The following is a 20,605-nucleotide window of genomic DNA, read 5'->3' on the forward strand; positions in this document are numbered from 1 at the left end:
TGCGAAGCCGCGTCAGTTCCTCAGCCGGTAGCCGGTCCTGAAGATCCAGGCGACGATCGCTATGCAGACCAGCAGGAAGACAACAGTCATGCCGAGGCTGATGCCGACCGAGACATCGGACTTGCCAAAAAAGCTCCAGCGGAAGCCGCTGATCAGGTAGACGACCGGGTTGAACAGCGTCACCGTGCGCCAGATGCCGGGCAGCATGTTGATCGAATAGAAACTGCCGCCGAGGAAGGTCAGCGGCGTGATGATCAGCAGCGGCACCAGCTGCAGCTGTTCGAAACTCTTCGCCCAGATGCCGATGATGAAGCCGAACAGGCTGAAGGTCACCGCCGTCAGCACCAGGAAGGCGACCATCCAGAACGGATGCTGGATGGAAAGCGGCACGAACAGCGAGGCGGTGGCCAGGATGATCAGGCCGAGGATGATCGACTTGGTCGCCGCGCCGCCGACATAGGCGATGACGATCTCCAGATAGGAGACCGGCGCCGACAGCAACTCGTAGATCGAGCCGACGAATTTCGGGAAGTAGATGGCAAAGGAGGCGTTGGAGATCGACTGCGTCAGCAGTGACAGCATGATCAGCCCCGGCACGATGAAGGCGCCGTAGCTGATGCCGTCGATCTCGGTGATGCGCGAGCCGATGGCCGAGCCGAAGACGACGAAATACAGCGATGTCGAGATGACGGGCGAGACGATGCTCTGCAGCACGGTGCGAAAGGCACGCGCCATTTCCATCCGGTAGATCGCCCAGACAGCGCGCAGATTCATGGCTCTCTCCTCACCAGATTGACGAAGATCTCCTCGAGCGAGCTGTTTTGCGTGTCGATGTCGCGGAACTGGATGCCGCCAGCCTCGAGATCGCGGATCAAAGAGGCGACGCCCGGCCGCTCGGCCTGGTTGTCATAGGTGTAGGTCAGCTGCCCGCCGTCAGGCGACAGCTCCAGCGCGTAGCGCGAGAAGGCCTCGGGAATGGCCGTCAGCGGATTGCGCAGTTCCAGCAGCAGCCGCTTGCGGCCAAGCTTGCGCATCAGTTCGGCCTTGTTCTCGACCAGGATGATCTCGCCGCGATTGATGACGCCGACGCGGTCGGCCATCGCCTCGGCCTCCTCGATGTAATGGGTGGTGAGGATGATGGTGACGCCGTCCTCGCGCAGCCGCCGCACCATCGTCCACATGTCCTGGCGCAGCTCGACGTCGACACCGGCGGTCGGTTCGTCGAGGAACAGGATGCGCGGCTCGTGCGACAGCGCCTTGGCGATCATCAGCCGCCGCTTCATGCCGCCCGACAGGGTGATCGCCTTGGCATCCTTCTTGTCCCACAGCGAAAGATCGCGCAGCACCTTCTCGACGAAGGCATGGTTAGCCGGCTTGCCGAACAGGCCGCGGCTGTAGTTGACCGTCGCCCAGACGGTTTCGAAAGCGTCGATGGTCAGTTCCTGCGGCACCAGGCCGATCAGGCTGCGCGCGGCGCGATAATCCTTGCTGATGTCATGGCCGTCGACGGTGACGGTGCCCGACGAGCGGTTGACGATGCCGCATACGATCGAGATCAGCGTCGTCTTGCCGGCGCCATTCGGACCAAGCAGCGCGAAGATCTCGCCACGCTGGATGTCGAGATTGGCTTCCTTGAGCGCGGTAAAGCCGGTGGCGTAGGTCTTGGAGACCCCGGAAATGGAAAGGATGGAGGGCATGGCTGAAAACGGCTGCCTGAAAGAGGTGACCTGATATAGGCCGAATGTCGTTGCATGCAACCGGAAGTCAATGCCGCTGCTGACAGTTCTCGACAATCATCGCACGTCCCGCGGCCTGTCGTGTGGTGATGCTTTCCTTGATCTGCTGCGACAACGCGCCCCGCGCGGCGCCACGACGCTTTGACCCAATCCCGCTTCGAGCCTATCCTTTGCACATAAGAAGCAGCCGGAGCCGCCAATGGACCCGCTCATCCTGTCGCGCATGCAGTTCGGCGCGAATATTTCGTTCCACATCCTGTTTCCGACAATCACCATTGCGCTTGGCTGGGTGCTGCTGTTCTTCAAGCTCCGCTACAACGCCACGGGCGATTCCGCCTGGATGCGCGCCTATTTCACCTGGGTGAAGGTGTTTGCGCTGTCCTTCGCCATGGGCGTGGTCACCGGCGTCACCATGAGCTTCCAGTTCGGCACCAACTGGCCGGGCTATATGCAAAAGGTCGGCAACATCGCCGGGCCGCTGCTGGCCTACGAGATCCTCACCGCCTTCTTCCTCGAAGCGGCCTTCCTCGGCATCATGCTGTTCGGCTTCCGCCGCGTCTCCAACCGCATCCACACGCTGGCGACGGTGCTGGTGGCCGGCGGCACCACCGTCTCGGCTTTCTGGATCATCGCGCTGAATTCCTGGATGCAGACGCCAGCCGGCTTCGAGATGCGCGACGGCGTCGCGCATGCCGTCGACTGGTGGGCGATCGTCTTCAACCCGTCGATGCCCTACCGGCTGGTCCATATGCTGCTTGCCTCCGGCCTGACGGTGTCGTTCCTGATCGCCGGCCTTTCGGCGTTGCGCTACCTCAAGGGCGATCGTTCGGAATCGATGTGGAAGGCGCTGCGCACCGGCGTCTTCACCGCGGCGATCCTGATCCCGATCCAGATCTTCGCCGGCGACCAGCACGGGCTGAACACGCTGGAGCACCAGCCGCAGAAGATCGCCGCCATGGAGGCCAACTGGAACACCGGCCCCAACGTGCCGCTGGTTCTCTTCGCCCTGCCCGACGAGGCGGCCAGGGAAAACAGGTTCGAAATCGCCATTCCGGACGGTGCCAGCCTTGTGCTGCGGCACAGCACCGACGGTGTCGTGCCGGGGTTGAACGACTATGTCGGCAACCATCCGCCGGTCTTCCCGGTGTTCTGGGGTTTTCGCATCATGGTCGGCACCGGCCTGCTGATGCTGGCTGTCTCCTGGTCCGCCGCCTTCTTCCTCAGGCGCCGGCATCGCCTGCCGAAGCCGCTCGCCTTGCTGATGGTGCCGATGGCGCTGTCGGGCTGGCTGGCGACGCTGGCCGGCTGGTACACCACCGAAATCGGCCGCCAGCCCTGGCTGGTGACAGGCGTGCTGAAGACCGCCGACGCCGTCGGCCCGGTGGCGGGCAGCCATGTCGCGCTGACGCTGGCCATCTATCTCATTCTTTATGCGTTCTTGTTGATCGCCTATCTCGGCGTGCTGGTGCACCTGGCGCTGAAGGCGGCGAAGGACGGCGATTCATCGCCGCTGCCGGGTGTGATGAACGCAGCGCTGTCGCAGCCATCGGCTGGGGAGTAGGAAAATGACCCTCGACTGGCCAACCCTGCTGCCGCTGATCTTCGCCGGCCTGATGGGCCTCGCCATCCTGATCTACGTCATTCTCGACGGTTTCGATCTCGGCATCGGCATCCTGTTCGCCGCCGCGCAAGACGCCGAGCAGGACACGATGATCGCGGCCATCGGGCCGTTCTGGGACGCCAACGAGACCTGGCTGGTGCTGGCCGTCGGCCTGCTGCTTGTCGCTTTCCCGCTGGCGCACGGCGTCATCCTGACCGCGCTCTACATTCCGGTGTTCGTGCTCCTGGTCGGGCTGATCCTGCGCGGCGTCGCCTTCGATTTCCGCGCCAAGGTGCCGACCGAACGCAAGCATCGCTGGAACCGTATCTTCTTCCTCGGTTCGCTCATCGCCTCGCTGGCGCAGGGCTATATGCTGGGCGTCTATGTGCTCGGCCTCGATGTCGGCCTGGGCGGCATGGCTTTCGGCGCGCTGGTGGCGCTCTGCCTCGCCGCCGCCTATGCGGCGATGGGGGCGGCCTGGGTCATCTACAAGACCGAAGGCGAGTTGCAGAAGAAGGCGGTGCGGTGGCTGCGCACGGCGCTGGTGCTGACCGCGCTCGGCATGGCCGCGGTGTCGCTGGCGACGCCGTTCGCCAGCCCGCGCATCTTCGACAAATGGTTCGTCTTGCCCTCGATGCTCTATCTGTCGCCACTGCCGATCCTTTCGGGCCTGCTGTTTCTGTGGCTGTGGCGGCAGACCTTCCATCTGCCAAAGGCAGACGACCGCCATTCGCTGACGCCGTTCCTGACGCTGGCCGCCATCTTCGCGCTCGGCTTTGCCGGTCTTGCCTGGTCGTTCTACCCGTTCGTGGTGCCCGACAGGCTGACCATCTGGCAGGCGGCTTCGGCGCCCGAAAGCCTGGCCATCATCCTGGCCGGCACCGTGGTCGTGCTGCCGGTCATCATCTTCTATTCGTTCTATGCCTACCGGGTGTTCGGCGGCAAGGCGACCGACCTGACCTACGACTGAGGTGTATTGTGATGCAGGTGATGCAGGCCTGCAAAATGCGAATTGGCTTGCCCTAATCCTTGTTGATTCTGAGTTGCTGACGAAAAAGTTGTCGCGCCTGATCATCTGCCGGAAATACAATATTCATCTTCAAGCGGAATAACCTTCTTCGGCTGGCGCGCCATATGAGCCGGCGAGAAGAAGGGCAATCCGATGCGCGATGTCCACCTCACCCCGGCAGGCCGGGAGCGCTTGGTCTTTCTTTTGCTACGCGTGCTTGCCCTCATTGCCGCGCTTGTCCTTGCCGGCCTGCTGCCTTCGCTGGCGCACGCGCAGGAGGTAGCCAATTGGGCTGGCGTCTGGGACACCAAATGGCGCGGTGGCGGTGCCCAGATCAAGTTCGAGCAGAATGGCGCCGAGGTCAAAGGCGTCTACCCGCTCTACAATGGCCGCATCGAGGCACGGGCCGAAGGCGGAACGCTGGAAGGTCGCTGGTTCGAAGGCAATCGCCAGGGCGAGTTCAGCTTTGTCCAGTCGCCCGACGGCGCGAGCTTCATGGGCCGCTTCGAATCCGCCACCGCCGAATGGTGGACAGGCGTGCGGGTCAGCGCCGTCGACAATATCGGCGTCGATCAGGCCAGCCCGATGACCACCATGCGCTCGTTCCTGCAGACCATGAACGAAAGCGGCGCCGACAACGTGCCGCGCGCCACCGGTGGCGGCATGGGCCTTGCCGCGCTCGCCGCCGGCCTCATCGATGTCAGCGAGGCCGATCGCGGCGGCCTCAACATGCCCGACTACACCAAGCTGCTGTTTTCCGTCGTCGACAAGGCGACCTTCCGCCTGTGGAGCCTGCCGCACGATGCGATCGCCGCCGACGAGGTGACGGCCAGGCTGCAGCAATACGGCACCAGCGTCTCCTTCGACGTCACTTTCCGCCGCAAGAATGGCGCGTGGTTCATCGTCGGCCCGCCGCTGGTCGCGCTGCAGGCCAAGCTCGCCGAATTCCAGGCGGCGCGCGGCGAAGCCGTCGACATGGTCGACGATCCCAGCAAGCTCGCCTCGCCGCGCGATACTTTCAAGATGCTGCTCGGCGGCATCTCCGAGGTCGGCGATCCGGCGGAGGCGGCACTTGACCTGCGCGACTACAATCCGGCGGTGCGCGCCGACGAGGCGATCCTGCTCGAGCGCTACCTGAAGAAGGTCATCGACCGCATCGGCTATGTCTACTGGCAGGAGATTCCCGACGATCCCAAGAGCAACACGCCCTATGTCTATTTCGAGCATCCGTCCGGCAATGTCGTCGTCGGCCCGGTCGACACCGGCAAGGGCAAAGTCTGGCAATTCACGCCCGAGACGCTGGCCAACATCCGAACGCTCTATGCCGATGTCGAGGACGTGCCGGTGGCGCCGGAATTCGCCGCCTTCGCCAGCGGCGATCCGTTCTTCGCCACCCGGGGCTTCGCTCGCGAGATCAGCCCCGCCTTGCTTACCCGCGCCGGGCCGATCGAACGCTGGCAGTGGCTGGCGCTCGGGCTGACGGCACTGGCCGGCATCGCTTTCGGCTTCGTCGCCAGTGCGGTGATCGGGCTTGTTGCCGGCGCTCGCGGCGACGCCGAGCGCTCGACCTTCCTGCGCGTCGTCGCGTGGGCTGTGCGCGCCATCGTGCTTGGCCTGTTCCTGTTGTTCGCGCTGCGCCCGCTCGGCCTGCCGCAGGTCATCGCGGCCCCCGTCAAGGCGGTGGCCTGGAGCCTGATCGTCATCGGCTTCGTGCCGGTGGTCTGGCACCTGATCGGCAGTTTAGCCGGCCATTATCGCAAGATGTGGCAAGTGCCCGGCTATCACGACACGCTGATTTCGCTGTCCACCGGCGTTGCCCGCGTCGCGGTGCTGGTCGTCGCCTTTCTGCTGCTCGCCGAAGTGCTTGCCATTCCCTATGAGGGCGTCATCGCCGGTCTCGGCATCGGCGGCCTGGCCGTGGCGCTGGCGGCGCAGCCGACGCTGCAGAACTTCCTCTCCGGCCTGACGCTTTATGCCGACCGTCCGGTCAGCGTCGGCGACTTCTGCAAGTTCGGCGACCAGTCGGGCACCATCGAGCATATCGGCATGCGCTCGACGCGTATCCGCTCGCTCGACCGCACCATCATCTCGGTGCCGAATTCCGACTTTGCCGGCATGCAGATCGAAAACTACGCGCATCGAGACCGCACCCGCTTCGCCACCACGCTGCAGCTGCGCTACGAGACCACGCCCGACCAGCTGCGCTACACGCTGGCCGAGTTGCGCAAGCTGCTGATTGCGCACCCGCGCGTCATCGAGGACCCGTGCCGCGTCCGCTTCGTCGGCTTCGGCCCTTATTCGCTCGACGTCGACATCTCCACCTACATCATGACATCCGATGCGTCCGAGTTCCTCGCCATCCGCGAGGACATCCTGTTGTCGATCATCAACATCATGGACGAAGCCGGCGCGCAGTTCGCCTTCCCGGCGCAGCTGGAGTACAGCGCCGCCGACCTGCCGATCGACGAGGACAAGCGCGTCGCCGCCGAGAAACGGGTCAGCGACTGGCGCGAGGCGGAAAACCTGCCCTTCCCCGACTTCAGCCAGCTCGACAGGTTTGCCCTCAACAACACGCTTGCCTACCCGCCACAGGGATCGGCGCACTACCGCGAGACGGAACCCGACCCGCAATCGGCCGAGGCCAGGGCGACGCTGGAAAAGGTGCGCTGGAGCCTGCCCTGGCGAAAGGGCACGTGACGGAACGGCCAGGGCACGACTTCGCGCCCGCGAAAGCGGGCCGGTTTCAGATCAGCCCCGAGTCGCGCGCCGCCGCCGTGGCTTGGCCGCGAGAGCCAGCATCCAGCTTGCCCAGCACCGCCGAGACGTGGTGGTCGACGGTCTTCGGCGAAATGGTGAGATGCTCGGCGATCCTCTTGTTGGAGAAGCCGCGCTCGATCAGTTGCAGCACTTCCATCTGGCGCTGGGTCAGGCCGGCGCCGTTCGCGCGCGTGGTACGGCGCGGCCCCCGCGCGATGTTGTTGAGGCCGTTTTTGCGCATGATCTCGCGCATGTGCTGGGCAACCGTCCTTGCGCCGAGGGTTTCGAAAATCTCCAGCGCCGAACGCTGGGCCGCCTCGTCGCCCTGCATCAGCGCAAGCCCTTGTTCGAAGGGGGCTTGCAGCTCCGCCCACAAAGCCGCCGCTTCCAGCCAGTTTCCCGCCAGCAGCATCCTGTAGGGAGCGGCCATGCCGTCAGTGTCACCGGGGTCGCGGTCGGGAGCCAGCAGCTGCCGCCAGCTGGCCAGTTCGGCGAAAACCGCCCGCGTCGGTGAAAGGGTCTCGGCACGGTCGATCAGGGCGAGCGCCTGCGCCTTGTCGATCTGCCCGAGCCAGGCCCGCTCGGCCATGACCGCCGCATAGGGTGCCAGGCGCTGCAGCTCGATTCCTTTTTCCAGGAACCGGGTCATCTCCTCAAAAACCGGCTCGGCCGAGGGATCGCCGCGCCGCAGCCGCAGGCGGGCCAGGGCCACCAGGGCCGGATAACGCACCAGGGCCGTCGCCTGGTCGTTGGTGATGACATCAAGCGCCTCGGCGGCAGCCTCGTCCCATTGTCCGTGACGCAGCAGCAACTGCGCCTTCACGCCGCGCATATAGTCACGCCAGGTCGCGAGGTCGTTTTCGACGCAATAGTCGATCCCGCGATCGAGGAAGGACCGGGCCTGGCGGTAGCCGAGCTGGTTCATCTCGCTGCAGGCGCAGTTGGTGAAGGCGCGCGCCGCGTGTTCCTGAAAATTGTGCTCAAGCGCGATGTCAAGGCTGCGGGCAAGCTGCTGCCGGCCGATAGCCAGGTCCAGCCACTGGCCGGCGGCGCCGACATTGTTGAGGGCGTGGCAGATGATGTCTGGCCGGTCCAGCCGTTCGGCGAGCTTGATCGCCTTGTCGCCGAGCAACACCGTCTCGTCGAGCCTTTCGGCCAGCATCGCCAGCTGCGAGAGGTTGGAATAGGCCATGGCGAGTTCGGCGCCGGCCGGCACGGTCTCCAGCAGCGCAACCGCCTGCGCTCCGAAGGCATCCGCGGACCTGCGGTCGCCCAGCAGGTAGGCGAAGCGCGACAGGCATCTGAGGCTGTCTCCCTCTTTCAGCGTGTTGCCCATGGCCCGCTGCAGCGCGCGCGCCTGTTCCTGCGCGGCGACGGCCTCGTCGATCTGCCCAATCAAGTGGCGCTCGAAGGCATAGCGCTCGTACAGATCCGCGCACTCCGCCATCGGCAGGCTGTCGGCCTGGCGCAAGGCGATCTCATAGTAGCCAGCGGCGTCGCGATGCGCGCCGACGCGGGAGGCCTCCTTTGCGGCGATCGGCGCCAGTTCGCGCACCGCTTCCAGATTGTGTGCCTCCACGGCGTGATGCACCAGCCGCGCGGTGGCAACCTCGCTATTTTCGAGCAGTGCCGACAGCGCGCGCTGGTTGAACTGTCTCCTGTGGCTCGTCGACAGCATCATCTCGATGGCGCGGCGGGCGATCTCGTGCCGGAACGCGTAGCCGTCGCCGAGATCCTCCAGCAGGCCGTTCGAGACGCATTCCGCAAGCTGGCCGGCGCTGGCCACGCCGCACAGGCCCTGCAAGGCCCAGGCGTCGGCGCGCCTGGGGAACACCGACACCGCGTCGAGCATCGAGCGGGCGCCGGCGGACAGGCGTTCGGCCCGCGCGACAACGGCGTCGCGAACGCTGGCCGGCAAGACGGTTTCATCTTCCGCGCTCAACAGTTCGGTGACGAAAAAGGCGTTGCCGGCCGTGGCCCGGTAGATGGCATCGCCATCGCGGCCGGCGGCGCCGGCGAGCGACAGGACCGCCGCTTCGCTCAAAAGCGGCACATCGATGCGTGCGACGCTATTGGCCGGAATTTCGCCGAGCGCGCGGCGGACGCGCATCTGTCCCTCGCTGCGGTCGGTGCGTGCCGTCAGCAGCAGGAGAATGTGGGTGTTTGAAATGCGCCGGCCGAGAAACCGCACGAAATCGAGGGTTGCGTCGTCCGCCCAATGGAGGTCCTCGATGATCAGCAGGGTTGGCTGCGCCTTTGTCTCGAAGACGTCGAGAGCGTCGGAGAACAGCGCCATCCTTTGTCCCTGCCGGATGTCGATCGCCTGCGGCAGCGCCCATCGCGCCTCGCGGGCGAGATCGTAGAGCGGCCCCAGCGTATCGGGTATCGACAGATCCTCGCAGGCGCTGCGGAACAGGCGCGTGCCCTTGGCTGCCGCGTCGATGAAGGCCTCGACAAGCGTTGTCTTGCCGGCGCCGGCCTCGCCGGTCAACGCCGCGACGCGGCCGTGGCCGCGCGCCGCCTCCGCCAGAAGGGCGTCCAGGTGCTCCAGCTGTGGCTGCCGTTCCAGAAGCATCATCGTCCTCTCCCAGGTCGCGAGCCGGCGGCCCCACGATCTGTCCGCCAGGGTAGCCTGGTTCGGTATCCGCTTTGTGGCTCCCGAAACCAAACGTTGCAAACATGGGGATTCGTCCCGCCAAACATGGGGAAAGGCTCCGATGCGCGCCGTTGACGAGCGTGATCTTTGTCCGGCCGCGCTCGGATCGAGCGTGAATCACTGGAAAAAGGAAACCAAGCCATGCCCCGTTACCTGATTGAACGCACATTTCCGGATGGCCTCAATGTGCCGATGAACGACGCCGGCGCCGATGCGATGAAGGGCGTCATCATGCGCAATGCGGAGAAGGGAGTGACCTGGGTGCAGTCCTTCGTGTCGCCCGACAAGAAGCGCAGTTTCTGCATCTACGATGGGCCTTCGCCCGAAGCCATCCGCAGCACCGCCCAGATGAACTCGCTGCCAGTCGACAAGATCACGGAGGTGCGGGTCCTTGACCCTTACTTTTATCTTTGATCCCCTCCATGGATATCAAACGGCCCTTCGCGGCGATGGCGGCTTGTCTGACGACCCGTCCAGCGAGGTGTTGGCTGCTTCGAGACCAGTCGGACGAGGCCCGTTACTGGGCCGGGTTCTCCGGCGGATTGCCTCGCTGCTGTTCGCGTCATTGCGCAAGAGCCGGCGCCGGTTGCCTCCGCAGGACGACTATCTGAGACGCGACATCGGCCTGCCGGAGCTCGAGGAGCTGCCGCAATACTGGGACTTCACCCGGTCGGGCCGCTGATGCGTGCAGCCCAGGTCCGACTTCGCGGCGGGGCGGCTCGCCGCTCCCATGCGCCATCAACAACGAGGAGAGAACATGAACATCCATCTGTGGACCAAGCATCTCATCAACCTGTCGATCCTGTCGATCGCGGCGACGGCCGCCAATGCCGGTGACAGCGGCACGCTGGATGCGAAGGTGCGTGCCGCCAATGGCCGCTTCGAGAACGTGGCGGCGGCCACGGCCGAGGGCTATGCACCGATCCCTTGCGCCAGCGGCATCACCGGCGGCGCGATGGGCATCCACTACGTCAATGCCGGCTATCTCAAGGACGATGCGGTCGACCTCGCCAAGCCCGAGGCCGTCATGTACGAGCCGATGGCCGACGGAAAGCTCAAGCTCGTGGCGGTCGAATACATCACGTCGAAAGGCCCGGCCTCGCTGGAAGGGCAGCTGTTCAACTTCAACAGCGCCCCCAACCGCTACGGCCTCGGCCCGTTCTATGAACTGCATGTCTGGGCCTGGAAGAAGAACCCGACCGGCACCTTCGCCGACATGAACCCCAACGTGTCGTGCGAGGCGATGAAGATGGGCGGCTGATCCCGATTGCCGGCACGGCGCCGGCCTTCGCTATGGTGTGCGGCGACCCCGATCGTCATCACACCAGGCCCCGCGACCGATCGGCGCCAGCCCATATAAAGGGCTGGGGCGGGCCGGATGCCGGTTGGTTCCGGGGGCGCGCGGGGAGCTTCGGCTCTCCGCGCCAACATCCAGATCTAGGGTCTGGACCCTAGTTGCTGGCCGACAGCACCAGCACCGGCTTCTCGCTGTAGAGCTTGGGGAAGAGCTGCTTCAGGTTCGCCACCTTGGGCAGGTCGTTGTAGACGATGTAGGGATAGGTCGGGTTCAGGGTCAGGAAATCCTGATGGTAATCCTCGGCCGGATAGAAGGTCTTGCCGGTCTCCAGCGTGGTGACGATCGGCTTCGGGAACACCTTGGCCTGGTCGAGCTGGGCGATGTAGCTCTGCGCAATCTTCTTCTGCGCATCGTTCTCGGCAAAGATCGTCGAACGGTACTGGGTGCCGCTGTCCGGCCCCTGATAGTTCAGCTGCGTCGGATTGTGGGCGACCGAGAAATAGACCTGCAGCAGCTGGCCATAGGTTACAACAGACGGGTCGTAGGTGATCTCGACGGATTCGGCGTGCCCGGTGCGGCCGCTGCCGACCGTCTCGTAGACGGCGGTGTCCTTGGCTCCGCCGGTGTAGCCGGAGACGGCCTTGCTGACGCCCTTGACGTGCTGGAAGACGCCCTGCACGCCCCAGAAGCAGCCGCCGGCGAAGATCGCCTTTTCGCTGCCCGGGGCTGCCTTCTCGTCCATCGCCGGCGGCGGGATGACCACCGCGTCCTCGGCGGAGATCGCCGGCGTCTGCCAGAAGGCGGCGCCAGCCGCGGCCAGCACGAGCGCGGCGAGCGCGCCTTTGAAAAAGTTCGACGACTGTCTGGCGGCTGGTTGTTGTATGTCGGTCATGGCTGAACTCCTGTGACGTCCATCGTGTGGAGTCTATTGGATGAGATAGGATTGTGCGACAGGCGAGTTGCGGCCGACGCCTCAATTTCACGTGCGCCCGTCAATCGGTCCAGACTTGCCGGCCTGGGCCGGCAAGGGACTGTCCCCGGCTGGACAGGGAGCCCGCCAGGGACAGCCGGCCACGGATCAATCTCAGTTGGCCGGGGCCATCGCATCAGCCGCCGGCTTCATGGCGTCCGTTGCGGGCTTCATGGCATCAGCGGCTGGCTTCATCGCGTCGGCGGCTGGTTTCATGGCACTGGTGGCCATCGGATCGGCCGGCTTCATGGCGTCGGTGGCCGGCTTCATCGCATCGGTTGCCATGGCGTTCGCCGGCTTCATGGCGTTGGTGGCGTCGTCGGCGCGGGCGATGCCGCCGGCAAACAACGCCGTCGAGCACAGAGCGAAAGCGAGCGCCGGCAGCGTCAGGCGGGAAAGAACGGTCATGATGGTCTCCTGGTGGGTTGATGGCGCGCCTTCCAGGCGGCCGGGTTCTTGCGGCGCCGCTTGTGCGGCGTTGCGCAATCTCTTGTCGAAGCGTGATTTCTAGTTGGTGGCGGCGGCCAGGATCGGCCCGCCGCCGGGCGACTGGACGAGCACCGCGGTGCTGAGGCCATCCGATGCCGCCGGCAGGTTCAGCGCCGTGGCCTCGCCGGTCCAGCTGCCGAGCTTCTTCAGCGAATGCACGACATTGGCATGCGGCAGCGTGCGGCCGGTGTTTTCGCCGCGCGCCACCGGCACCTGGACGACACCCTTGGTGTAGCGGACCAGCCAGACATCGGCCTTGCCGCCCGGCACCGAGCCGGCGCCGATGCTGATCTTGCCGCTGTCGAGCGACAGCGATGGGCCGCTGGCGCGGCCGGCGCTCGAGATCAGATGCTGGATTTCGCCGGGCGCGGCGCCGACGGCATCGGCATGGCCGTTGACCACCACTTGCGGGGTGAACGGTCCGTCATGGCCGAGCGATGGTTCGTAGCTCACCTGGCGCTGGGTGAATTCCTGCCTGCCGAAGGTGTCCTTCCAGCCGAGGTAATCCCAGTAGGTGACGTTGAAGGACAGCGCCAGCACGCCGGGCTGGTCCTTGACCTTGATCAGGTTGGCATTGGCGGGCGGGCAGGACGAGCAGCCCTGGCTGGTGAACAGCTCGACCACGGTGAGCGGCTGGGCGGCGGCGGCACCGAGCGATGCGGCGAGCGCTCCCAGGCCGAACAATAGGGTAAGCTTGCTGCGCTTGGCTTGATATCCCGACATTGGCTGGCTCCGTGGGCGGCGCCAGGATGCGCCGGTCATGTCCCCACTTCGCCGTCGCCACGGAGTTCGTTACAGCGCTCACCGGTTTGTGATCGTCGCCTTCCCTTCTCCCCTTGTGGGAGAAGGTGTCGCCGAAGGCGACGGATGAGGGGTGTTCCAGGGAACGCTAACGCCTCATTCCTTCCAGCACCCCTCATCCGTCTTGGCGCTGCGCGCCAATCCACCTTCTCCCACAAGGGGAGAAGGCAAGGGCGCCCCTATCGCCAAGGCTGCAGATTTGTATCCCGTACATAGGCGATGATCGTGTCGCAGACGGCGTTCAAGTCTTTCAGGACATCATCATTCCAAAAACGCAGAACGCGAAAGCCCTTCGCCTCCAGCTCGGCCTTGCGGATCCGATCGGACTCGGACCCCGCATGCTGGCTGCCATCAATCTCGATGATCAGCCCAGCTTCGAGACAAACGAAATCGGCAATGTATTTTCCGAAGGGAATCTGGCGCCGAAATTTTGTCCGGTCGAGCCTGCGATCACGCAGTTCATGCCAAAGCTTGTTTTCCGCTTCCGTCATTTCACGCCGGAGCGAACGGGCAAAGCTACGTTTGACTGGGGGAACGGGTTGATGCGGCATGGCGTCAGATTAGCTAACCGTTGTGCTCCGTCCAGCACCCCTCCTACGCCGAGCTTCGCTCGCCCACCGCCCTGGGCGAGTCACGGGCTTCGCCCACCCTTCTGGCCTCACAAGGGCGAGAAGTGGCGGGCTCGCTACTGCGTCAGCACCGTGTCCGAAGGCCGCTGGTTGAAGTCGCACTTGCCGTTCACGTTGTAGAAGAAGTCGGCATTGGAGACCGCGGCCGGCACCGCGTTGCCGCCGTCTTCCCAGGCCTGGTAGCTCGGGACGCCGCAGGGCACGGCGGTGAAGATGTCGACGGTCTGGCCGGTCGCGACCTCGGGCATGTCGGTCGTGCTTGTGCCGATATAGAGCCGGTTGGAGGTGGCCGGATCGTTCGACTTCAGAACCTTCGGGTTGCCCGATGGCACGTCCATCTGCAGATAGAGGGCGTTCATCTGGCTGACGTCGATCACCGCGCCGGTACCGTTGGCGGGATAGAATGTATCGACGCAGGTGGTCAGGTATTTGTTGCTGCCGCTGGTCTGCTGGATGGACCCGGCCGGGGCATTGTTGAAGTTGCTCACCTTGGCGGTTGTGCAAACCTGCTTCTGGACGGTCGTGCTGATGTCGGCGCCGCCATTGTTGGTGATGGTGTTGACGGTGGTTGTGCCGTAGCCTTTCGGATCGCCGAAGCCGTTATAGGCGTAGGTGATCGTCATCAGCGGCTTGGCCACCGTCGCCCCGAATTGCGTACCGTAGAGCGTCATCGTCTTGCCCCAGTAGCCCGACACCTTGGAGACCTTGAAGGTGGTCTGCACCAGCGCCGGCGTCTTGGTCACCGCCGCCGCGACGGCGACCGGCACGCTGCTGATCCTGGCGATCTGCATGAAGACGGTCGGCATGGAATAGCTTGCCGTGGCCTGGGCGGTGGCGGTGCCGTTGGCGCTGACCACGAAGCTGCCCAGCGTCGCGGTTCCCTGTCCACCGTTGGCGACGAAGGAATCCTGCAGCGTCACCTGGCGCTGCGGCAGCGTCGAGGTCGTCGGCATCGTGGTGATCGCCAGGATCCCGGCATCGAGCGCGGCCTGCATGTTCGACCTGGTCTGGACCGCCGAGGTATAGTCGACGGAGAAGCCGACGGCGGTGAGCAGCGGGATCATGCTGAGAATGAGTATCGGCGCGAGCGAGCCGCTCCGCGAGCGCAGAAAATCGCTTGCAATCCTTGGCATTTGTCTTCCTCGACAGCGTAACATTAGGCTAAATTAGCATACCGGAGGCAAACTATGCCCTAAAGGGATGGATCAAAGTTTAAGGATTTCCAGGTTTCCCGGACCGATCCTCGCCTGACGTCGCCAGGCATTGAAAAATGTGTCGGCCGCTTGAAGCCAGCGGCTTGTGGGCCGCGCGGAGACCCACACCACTTGCCCGGCAGTGGCGGCACCGCTTGCCCAGGCTGCGGCTGTGCCGCTTGCCGCAGCAACCCGCCCCTGCTAAAGCGCGCGACATGAGCACGCCCCTCGACCACATCCGAAATTTCTCCATCGTCGCCCATATCGACCATGGCAAATCCACGCTTGCCGACCGGCTGATCCAGTCCACCGGCGGGCTGGAGCTGCGCGACATGAAGGAGCAGGTGCTGGACTCGATGGACATCGAGCGCGAGCGCGGCATCACCATCAAGGCGCAGACGGTGCGGCTGAAGTACCACGCCAACAATGGCGAGGACTATATCCTCAATCTGATCGACACGCCCGGCCACGTCGACTTTGCCTATGAAGTGTCGCGCTCGCTCGCCGCCTGCGAGGGCTCGCTGCTGGTCGTCGACGCGAGCCAGGGCGTCGAGGCGCAGACGCTGGCCAACGTCTACCAGGCGATCGACAACAACCACGAGATCGTCGTGGTGCTGAACAAGGTCGACCTGCCGGCGGCCGAGCCGGAGCGCATCCGCGAGCAGGTCGAGGAGGTGATCGGCATCGACGCCTCCAACGCCGTGCTGATCTCGGCCAAGACCGGGCTTGGCATTCCCGACGTGCTGGAAGCGATCGTCCACCAATTGCCGCCGCCGCGCGAGGGCGACGCGACCGCGCCCTTGAAGGCGATGCTGGTCGACAGCTGGTACGACGCCTATCTCGGCGTCATCGTGCTGGTGCGCGTCATCGACGGCGTGCTGAAGAAGGGCCAGACCATCCGCATGATGGGCACCGGCGCCAAATACCTGGTCGAGCGCACCGGCGTGTTCACGCCCGCCCGCATCAATGTCGACGAGCTCGGCCCCGGCGAGTTCGGCTTCTTCACCGGCTCGATCAAGGAAGTGGCCGACACCCGCGTCGGCGACACCATCACCGAGGACAGGCGCCCGACCGCCAAGGCGCTGCCCGGCTTCAAGCCGGCGCAGCCGGTGGTGTTCTGCGGCCTGTTCCCGGTCGACGCCGCCGATTTCGAGGATCTGCGCGCCGCCGTCGGCAAATTGCGCCTCAACGACGCTTCCTTCTCCTATGAAATGGAAACCAGTGCGGCGCTCGGCTTCGGCTATCGCTGCGGCTTCCTTGGCCTGCTGCATCTGGAAATCATCCAGGAGCGGCTGGAGCGCGAGTTCAACCTCGACCTGATCGCCACCGCGCCCTCGGTCGTCTACCGGCTGCTGCTCACCGACGGCTCGGTGAAGGAACTGCACAACCCGGCCGACATGCCCGACGTGGTGAAGATTTCCGCCATCGAGGAGCCGTGGATCCGCGCCACGATCCTGACCCCCGACGACTATCTCGGCGGCATATTGAAGCTCTGCCAGGACCGGCGCGGCATCCAGGCCGACCTGTCCTATGTCGGCAAGCGCGCCATGCTGACCTACGACTTGCCGCTCAACGAAGTCGTGTTCGACTTCTACGACCGGCTGAAGTCGATCTCCAAGGGCTACGCCTCCTTCGACTATCATTTGACCGACTACAGGGAAGGCGACCTGGTGAAGATGTCGATCCTGGTCAACGAGGAGCCGGTCGACGCGCTGTCGATGCTGGTGCATCGCACGGCGGCGGAAAAGCGCGGCCGGCAGATGTGCGAGAAGCTAAAGGAGCTGATCCCGCACCACCTGTTCAAGATCCCGATCCAGGCCGCGATCGGCGGCAAGGTCATCGCGCGGGAAACCATCTCGGCGCTGCGCAAGGACGTGACCGCCAAATGCTATGGCGGCGACGTCTCGCGCAAACGCAAGCTGCTGGACAAGCAGAAAGAAGGCAAGAAGCGGATGCGCCAGTTCGGCAAGGTGGATATTCCGCAGGAGGCGTTCATCCAGGCGCTGAAGATGGGGGACTAAGCGGTTCGGCCTTCGGCCGAACGCATCGACCCGGTGGGTCGATGCGAGCGCAAGTCCGGGTGGGAGCTGCCGCAGGCAGCGGGTCCCACCCCGGGGGGTGCGGTGGAGTAAATCTCAAGACGTTCTTGGAAGAGTCCTTTCGTCTTTGGAAAATGCATCATAGATCGTTTCCAACTGCTCTGTTCCGCCTGCTGTCGGCATCGCGGCTATGCCAAGAAAGGTCGGAGAGTCCAACCAAAATCGAATCTGGACCCCGAAACTGGTCGAGTGGGCAATTGCCTGAGCCTCAGCTTGTGTGATCTTGGCAAAGACGTTCACATAGATGCCACTCACCACTCGCTCGCACCTATTTGAAATATCGATCCTTTCTTCCTCGCCGTTCAATACGATCTCAACAAGGCCGAGTGTAGTCAGTTCGTCCTCCCTACCTTGAGCTTCGATCACAGCCCAGAAAAAGAAACCCGCTCCCCTGGTGTGCCCAAGCATAACTTTGTGGTGGCCATAGAGCGAATCTCGTTCTCCGCGCACATAGATCATGTTGGCCCGTGCCTGCACTGTCCAACTGGTATCGGTCTCGCCACCCGTCACTACGCTGAGCTTCTTTAGATTGTCTTCGTCGGCGATGAGTATTGAATCGCTTCGAACCGACGATGAGAACTCAAGGAAGTCAGGAGAAACTCCCATATCCGCCATAAATCGAGCAATTCTTGCCGAGAGTAACTGTGTTTGGCCAACGTCGTTGGGCGACGGATTTTTAAATGAGAACTGATGGACTCCGAACTCTGATCCTTGTGGAAAATATCTTAGCCGGCCACCGAGAAAAATCAGGGTTGCCGCACTCATACACCTGCCAGGCAACCGCACGCGAGCGGTCATAAGATGCGAAACATCGGAAATCTCATTGCGGTTAAGAAGATACCTGCCGATCGACGTCGAGAACCAGCAATCTCGTATTATTCGACCGATGATCATCGCTTCCTCGACGTTGCCGCCGCTCGAATCGATGTAAACAGTCGTCCGAGGCGGAGGCGCAGATCGTTCTACGAATTCGCGAAATTTGAGCCCATCTCCCGCCCGAATGGTTCCAAGGGCATTGATCGAAAACGACCCGCCAATGAGCCTTTCAAATTCGGTCTGAGGATCGGTAAATTCGAACTGCAACCGCGACCCCTCTAGAAAACCAGAAAGTGCTCATGACCCGTCGTTAGCTGCCGCAACGAACATCACCAATGAGAAATAGCCGTTAGCGCCTGGGCGGCGACGGACAAGCCGGCAAAAAATGCCGCGGCGGAATTGATGCGAGCTGTCCGTCTGATCTTGAAAATCGTAGTCTTGTTATCTGTGATCTCAAACGCAATGTCGCCCTCATCGCCCATGGCGGCGTCAAGCCTTTCTACCGTCTGGATCGAAAAGTAGCTCGACGCCCACCAAAGTATGGCGCTCACCAGACCGCATATCAACGTTACCCAAGTCAAAATATAGACCATTAAATTCCCAGTTACTTAAGACGGCGAGCGGTAACCCGACCTGGTGTGCGAAAGTCCCATATCAAATCCCTTGTGCTACCCATCATCACTGCCATCCATATCCCAATCGATGACACCCTCTCGGATCAGCATCTTGATCTGATCCCAGATTAGGACCCGAGCTACCTCACTCGCGGTTTTGCCATGCACGCCCGTCTTTGTAAGCCGTTTCAGATACTTGAGTGTCTCTGGAGGCAAACTCGGATTGAGCGGCGAAGCCTTTTGTTGCCCCTTCGCCATAACTAATTAGTAGCTGATTAGTTATTGACCGTCGAATCCGGCCATGTCACGAATTGCACTCGACACTGCCTCTGATTCGTGGTGCGCTAAGAAAATGAGCGGACGGCCCCTTTACGGAACCGCCCGCCCCATCGCTCTGAGATACCTTAGTAGGTCGTCACGTTGGCGCGTGGCGGCCTACGAAAATGAGATACCACAGTCTCCCATCTTCCGTATCTGAGACGAAGATATTCCCGTACAAAGACGGTCTTCGCTTCGTCCCACACAAATCGCATCTGCATCGCGATCACCTCCTTCCCGGGGCAGTTGCCCCGGGCGTGCAGGGCAATGTCGCGAGATAGTGGCGGTCCGAGTCGGATCCGAATCGTGCATTTCCAATATGGCGGATTCAGATGTTGGCTACCAGCCCTAGCTAATTGAGAGATGATCCAGCTGACCTCAACGCGGCATTACCTGTGCCAAGCGCAGCGCATCTCCCCGGATCGACAATGGATGCGTACCGGCGTCATTGGGCGCCGGCCATCGGGGGCTAAATGGACTGTTCGTGAAAAAGATCTATGAAAGGCCAACGCTGAACAGGCGCGAGAAGCTTTCGGCCGTCACGGCTATAGCGTGTCCAGTGTCGCAGCCCTGCGGATAGCATGCTCTTCAAGCCTGCCCTGCCGGGGCGAGCTTTGAAGCGCTGTCGCGGGACAGCGCCTTTCTTCAACTCTTCCAGGTCGGTCCGCACCCAACCCTGAGTTGGTTGCTCGTGCGGCACCCGGGCGGTAGAAACGTCGGGCGGCGGACTTCATAGGTTCGCCAGTGGCCGGCGCGGGCTCAGGCAACTGCCCTCACCGGCATTCGCGCCGGCCATTCCCCGCACCCTTAAGTTGCCGGATCGGCCCGGGAGGGCGGATCGCCCGAGGCGACCCTCCGCCGCTTGCCGCCTCGCGCTGCCCTTGGACACCCGCTTTGAGAACGCTCCGCCCAGGAGTATCCTCCGCTCCGGCTTGGGGGGATTTCAAATGCGTTCCAATTCTCTGGACATCGTCGCCGCGACTGGCCTCGCGATCGGTGGCGCTTTCGGGCTTGCCGGCACCTTCGTGGGCAGCGACGCGCTGCGCGAAACGCTGTGGACGATCGACGGCGTGGCGCTGGTGGTGGCGACCGCGCTGCTGACGATGAAGTACCAGCGGCTGGGCAATGACTGCATAGCTGCCGGCTTCCTGACCTTCCTCGCCGGCGAAAGCCTGTTGCTGGCCGGCAATGCGGCGGGCCTTGAGGCCAGCGTTCCCTCCTATGTCGGCGGTATTTCGCTGTGGGCGGCAGCACTGGTCCTGGTCAGCGCGCCGAAAACCTTCGCTTTGTGGATGCGGCTCACCGCGCTCGTCGCCGCCCTGCTGTTCGTCGTCTCGGCTTGCATGATCCTGTGGGGCACGCCCTTGCTGCCGACCTCGTCGCCGCTGCCCGCCGCCGGCTATCCGTTCCTAGTGCTGACCTTCATCGGCTGGATCTGGACCTTGCTCAGGCCTGTGCGGTGAGCGGGTCTATCGTCGAAATCCACACCAGGAAGAGCGGCGGCGCTGCCCCTCACCTGCCTGCCGGCTTCCTCTCCCCGTGAAGAACGGGGAGAGGGGCGCTGTCATCGATGGGTTCGCCAATTGTCGACGTCGCAAGGTAGGCATGGGCGTTGCGGCCA

Annotated in this window: 17 protein-coding genes; 7 read left to right on the forward strand and 10 right to left on the reverse strand. The window is 63.5% G+C overall.

Translation table 11 applies throughout. From position 1 onward, the window contains the following. Positions 1–12 precede the first annotated feature (12 nt). Both OOJ09_RS07070 and OOJ09_RS07075 read right to left on the reverse strand, forming a co-directional pair. Positions 13–774, reverse strand: a complete 762-nt coding sequence (locus OOJ09_RS07070; protein ID WP_269904499.1) for an ABC transporter permease — start codon at positions 772–774, stop codon at positions 13–15. Then, positions 771–1,697 (reverse strand): ABC transporter ATP-binding protein, encoded by a 927-nt coding sequence (locus OOJ09_RS07075; protein ID WP_269904500.1) that lies wholly within the window; start codon positions 1,695–1,697, stop codon positions 771–773. Before OOJ09_RS07075 ends, OOJ09_RS07070 begins: the two co-directional genes overlap by 4 nt. A 238-nt stretch (positions 1,698–1,935) precedes the next feature. Here OOJ09_RS07075 and OOJ09_RS07080 point away from each other — a divergent pair, with 238 nt between their 5' ends. From OOJ09_RS07080 to OOJ09_RS07090, 3 genes are all read left to right on the forward strand, one after another. Continuing rightward, a complete protein-coding gene (locus OOJ09_RS07080) occupies positions 1,936–3,297 on the forward strand; it encodes a cytochrome ubiquinol oxidase subunit I (RefSeq protein ID WP_269904501.1) in 1,362 nt (453 codons plus the stop codon). 4 nt (positions 3,298–3,301) lie between these two features. After that, entirely contained in the window at positions 3,302–4,306 is a 1,005-nt protein-coding gene (locus OOJ09_RS07085) for a cytochrome d ubiquinol oxidase subunit II (protein WP_269904502.1), read from the forward strand. A gap of 192 nt (positions 4,307–4,498) precedes the next feature. Continuing rightward, a complete protein-coding gene (locus OOJ09_RS07090) occupies positions 4,499–7,042 on the forward strand; it encodes a mechanosensitive ion channel family protein (protein ID WP_269904503.1) in 2,544 nt (847 codons plus the stop codon). A 46-nt stretch (positions 7,043–7,088) separates the two neighbouring features. Here the strand turns inward: OOJ09_RS07090 and OOJ09_RS07095 are convergent, their stop codons facing one another. Then, positions 7,089–9,677, reverse strand: coding sequence for a helix-turn-helix transcriptional regulator (locus OOJ09_RS07095; protein WP_269904869.1), 2,589 nt, complete (start codon positions 9,675–9,677; stop codon positions 7,089–7,091). 222 nt (positions 9,678–9,899) lie between these two features. Here OOJ09_RS07095 and OOJ09_RS07100 point away from each other — a divergent pair, with 222 nt between their 5' ends. Together OOJ09_RS07100 and OOJ09_RS07105 are read left to right on the forward strand one after the other, a co-directional pair. Continuing rightward, positions 9,900–10,172, forward strand: a complete 273-nt coding sequence (locus tag OOJ09_RS07100) for a DUF4242 domain-containing protein (protein WP_269904504.1) — start codon at positions 9,900–9,902, stop codon at positions 10,170–10,172. A 343-nt stretch (positions 10,173–10,515) separates the two neighbouring features. Further along, entirely contained in the window at positions 10,516–11,019 is a 504-nt protein-coding gene (locus tag OOJ09_RS07105; protein ID WP_269904505.1) for a hypothetical protein, read from the forward strand. 190 nt (positions 11,020–11,209) lie between these two features. Here OOJ09_RS07105 and msrA read toward each other — a convergent pair whose 3' ends face one another. The 5 genes from msrA to OOJ09_RS07130 all read right to left on the reverse strand — a co-directional run bounded on the left by msrA (position 11,210) and on the right by OOJ09_RS07130 (position 15,077). Then, a complete protein-coding gene (msrA, locus tag OOJ09_RS07110) occupies positions 11,210–11,947 on the reverse strand; it encodes a peptide-methionine (S)-S-oxide reductase MsrA (protein WP_269904506.1) in 738 nt (245 codons plus the stop codon). A 192-nt stretch (positions 11,948–12,139) separates the two neighbouring features. Next, positions 12,140–12,433 (reverse strand): hypothetical protein, encoded by a 294-nt coding sequence (locus tag OOJ09_RS07115; protein ID WP_269904507.1) that lies wholly within the window; start codon positions 12,431–12,433, stop codon positions 12,140–12,142. Positions 12,434–12,532: 99 nt separating this feature from the next. Further along, positions 12,533–13,237: a DUF1223 domain-containing protein gene (locus OOJ09_RS07120; protein ID WP_269904508.1), complete on the reverse strand. Its 705-nt coding sequence runs from the start codon at positions 13,235–13,237 to the stop codon at positions 12,533–12,535. Between the two features lie 257 nt (positions 13,238–13,494). Continuing rightward, entirely contained in the window at positions 13,495–13,866 is a 372-nt protein-coding gene (locus tag OOJ09_RS07125; RefSeq protein WP_269904509.1) for an endonuclease domain-containing protein, read from the reverse strand. A gap of 134 nt (positions 13,867–14,000) precedes the next feature. Beyond that, on the reverse strand, positions 14,001–15,077 hold the full coding sequence (locus OOJ09_RS07130) for a TadE/TadG family type IV pilus assembly protein (protein WP_269904510.1): 1,077 nt from the start codon (positions 15,075–15,077) through the stop codon (positions 14,001–14,003). Between the two features lie 275 nt (positions 15,078–15,352). Between OOJ09_RS07130 and lepA the strand changes: the two genes are divergently transcribed. Continuing rightward, entirely contained in the window at positions 15,353–17,158 is a 1,806-nt protein-coding gene (gene lepA, locus OOJ09_RS07135) for a translation elongation factor 4 (protein ID WP_269904511.1), read from the forward strand. A gap of 114 nt (positions 17,159–17,272) precedes the next feature. On the opposite strand, the gene OOJ09_RS07140 is transcribed toward lepA, so the two are convergent. Both OOJ09_RS07140 and OOJ09_RS07145 read right to left on the reverse strand, forming a co-directional pair. Continuing rightward, positions 17,273–18,319 carry a hypothetical protein gene (locus OOJ09_RS07140; RefSeq protein ID WP_269904512.1) on the reverse strand — a complete coding sequence of 349 codons (1,047 nt, stop codon included), beginning with the start codon at positions 18,317–18,319 and terminating at the stop codon, positions 17,273–17,275. A gap of 62 nt (positions 18,320–18,381) precedes the next feature. Then, entirely contained in the window at positions 18,382–18,645 is a 264-nt protein-coding gene (locus tag OOJ09_RS07145) for a hypothetical protein (RefSeq protein ID WP_269904513.1), read from the reverse strand. 1,286 nt (positions 18,646–19,931) lie between these two features. Between OOJ09_RS07145 and OOJ09_RS07150 the strand changes: the two genes are divergently transcribed. Then, the gene (locus tag OOJ09_RS07150) at positions 19,932–20,447 is read left to right on the forward strand and encodes a hypothetical protein (protein ID WP_269904514.1); all 516 of its coding nucleotides are present in this window, start codon (positions 19,932–19,934) and stop codon (positions 20,445–20,447) included. Positions 20,448–20,605: the final 158 nt, after the last annotated feature.

Origin of the sequence: Mesorhizobium qingshengii, from assembly GCF_027563465.1 — a bacterium.
Lineage (GTDB): Bacteria > Pseudomonadota > Alphaproteobacteria > Rhizobiales > Rhizobiaceae > Mesorhizobium > Mesorhizobium qingshengii_A.